The organism is Stenotrophomonas sp. FR012, assembly GCF_047520565.2.
Classification (GTDB): domain Bacteria; phylum Pseudomonadota; class Gammaproteobacteria; order Xanthomonadales; family Xanthomonadaceae; genus Stenotrophomonas; species Stenotrophomonas sepilia.
On the sequence record NZ_JAXBQL020000027.1, the window covers coordinates 1 to 2500 of the forward strand.

Genomic DNA, 2500 nt, shown 5'->3' on the forward strand with positions numbered 1-2500 from the left:
CGCCCCCCCCGGGGGCCCCCGCTTTTCTTTTGCATACCGTCGGCGGTAGATCCACGACTGGTGTGGATCTGCCGGTAGTGCCGGCCGCTGGCCGGCAATCGATTGGTAGCGGCCGACCTTGGTTGGCGCCATGCTTCCTCGCAGAGGGCATCCAGGCAGGGCGTGGATCTAGCGGGCGATGTAACGCCATCGGGTTGCCGGCCAGCGGCTGGCACTACCTGTATTACTGCGCGCAAAGAAAAACCCCGCTGCGCGAGCAGCGGGGTTTTGGGTGTAAACCCTGGCGATGACCTACTCTCGCATGGCTTGAGCCACACTACCATCGGCGCAGCTGCGTTTCACTTCCGAGTTCGGGATGGGATCGGGTGGTTCCACAGCGCTAATTTCACCAGGGAGACGGTTGCAGCAGCGCTTGCAGCGCCAGCTTCGCGATCTTGCCCTTGGGCGGAAGGTATCCAGAAAAGCAATGCCTTCACTTAATAAGGAAAACCCCGCTGCGTCAGCAGCGGGGTTTTGGGTATAAACCCTGGCGATGACCTACTCTCGCATGGCTTGAGCCACACTACCATCGGCGCAGCTGCGTTTCACTTCCGAGTTCGGGATGGGATCGGGTGGTTCCACAGCGCTAATTTCACCAGGGAGGCTTTTGGAGAGTCGCACTCGTCCCGGGGGACAAGGCGCCAGCCTCGCATAGTTCTTGTGACGTAGCGTGCACTTGGATGCTCTTACGACGCTGTCGTAAAGCCAAGGCAACTTGAGGTTATATGGTCAAGCCGCACGGATCATTAGTATCAGTTAGCTCAATACATTGCTGTACTTACACACCTGACCTATCAACCACGTAGTCTACATGGTTCCTTCAGGGGGCTTGTGCCCCGGGAGATCTCATCTTGAGGCGCGCTTCCCGCTTAGATGCTTTCAGCGGTTATCGCTTCCGAACATAGCTACCCGGCAATGCCACTGGCGTGACAACCGGAACACCAGAGGTTCGTCCACTCCGGTCCTCTCGTACTAGGAGCAGCCCCTCTCAAATCTCCAACGCCCATGGCAGATAGGGACCGAACTGTCTCACGACGTTCTGAACCCAGCTCGCGTACCACTTTAAATGGCGAACAGCCATACCCTTGGGACCGACTACAGCCCCAGGATGTGATGAGCCGACATCGAGGTGCCAAACACCGCCGTCGATATGAACTCTTGGGCGGTATCAGCCTGTTATCCCCGGAGTACCTTTTATCCGTTGAGCGATGGCCCTTCCATACAGAACCACCGGATCACTAAGTCCTAGTTTCCTACCTGCTTGATCCGTCGATCTTGCAGTCAAGCACGCTTATGCCTTTGCACACAGTGCGCGATGTCCGACCGCGCTGAGCGTACCTTCGAGCTCCTCCGTTACTCTTTAGGAGGAGACCGCCCCAGTCAAACTACCCACCATACACGGTCCCCGACCCAGATAATGGGCCCAGGTTAGAACGTCAAGCACGACAGGGTGGTATTTCAAGGATGGCTCCGCCACAGCTAGCGCCATGGTTTCATAGCCTCCCACCTATCCTACACAGACGAACTCAACGTTCAGTGTAAAGCTATAGTAAAGGTTCACGGGGTCTTTCCGTCTTGCCACGGGAACGCTGCATCTTCACAGCGATTTCAATTTCACTGAGTCTCGGGTGGAGACAGCGCCGCTGTCGTTACGCCATTCGTGCAGGTCGGAACTTACCCGACAAGGAATTTCGCTACCTTAGGACCGTTATAGTTACGGCCGCCGTTTACTGGGGCTTCGATCAAGAGCTTCGCCTTGCGGCTGACCCCATCAATTAACCTTCCAGCACCGGGCAGGCGTCACACCCTATACGTCCACTTTCGTGTTTGCAGAGTGCTGTGTTTTTGATAAACAGTCGCAGCGGCCTGGTTACTGCGACCCTCTTCAGCTATAGCTCGCACGAGCCACCAAAAAGGGTGCACCTTCTCCCGAAGTTACGGTGCCATGTTGCCTAGTTCCTTCACCCGAGTTCTCTCAAGCGCCTGAGAATTCTCATCCTACCCACCTGTGTCGGTTTACGGTACGGTCTGCGTAAGCTGAAGCTTAGGAGCTTTTCCTGGAAGCGTGGTATCAGTGACTTTGCCATAAAGGCTCGTCTCGGTGCTCGGTCTTAGAGGATCCCGGATTTGCCAAAGATCCAAACCTACCGCCTTTCCCCAGGACAACCAACGCCTGGTACACCTAACCTTCTCCGTCCCTCCATCGCACTTACGCGAGGTGCAGGAATATTAACCTGCTTCCCATCGACTACGACTTTCGTCCTCGCCTTAGGGGCCGACTCACCCTGCGCCGATTAACGTTGCGCAAGGAAACCTTGGGCTTTCGGCGTGCGGGTTTTTCACCCGCATTATCGTTACTCATGTCAGCATTCGCACTTCCGATACCTCCAGCAGACTTCTCAATCCACCTTCAACGGCTTACGGAACGCTCCTCTACCGCGCATAACAAAGTTATGCACCC

At 56.0% G+C, this 2500-nt stretch carries 3 rRNA genes (1 of these 3 cut by a window edge); all 3 read right to left on the reverse strand.

Going from position 1 to position 2500, the window contains the following annotated elements:
* Nucleotides 1–278: 278 nt before the first annotated feature.
* A 5S ribosomal RNA gene (gene rrf, locus ACM0O9_RS19735) occupies nucleotides 279–393 on the reverse strand.
* A 131-nt stretch (nucleotides 394–524) separates the two neighbouring features.
* Nucleotides 525–639, reverse strand: a 5S ribosomal RNA gene (rrf, locus tag ACM0O9_RS19740).
* A 125-nt stretch (nucleotides 640–764) separates the two neighbouring features.
* Nucleotides 765–2500 (reverse strand): 23S ribosomal RNA (locus ACM0O9_RS19745) (it continues 1144 nt past the right edge of the window).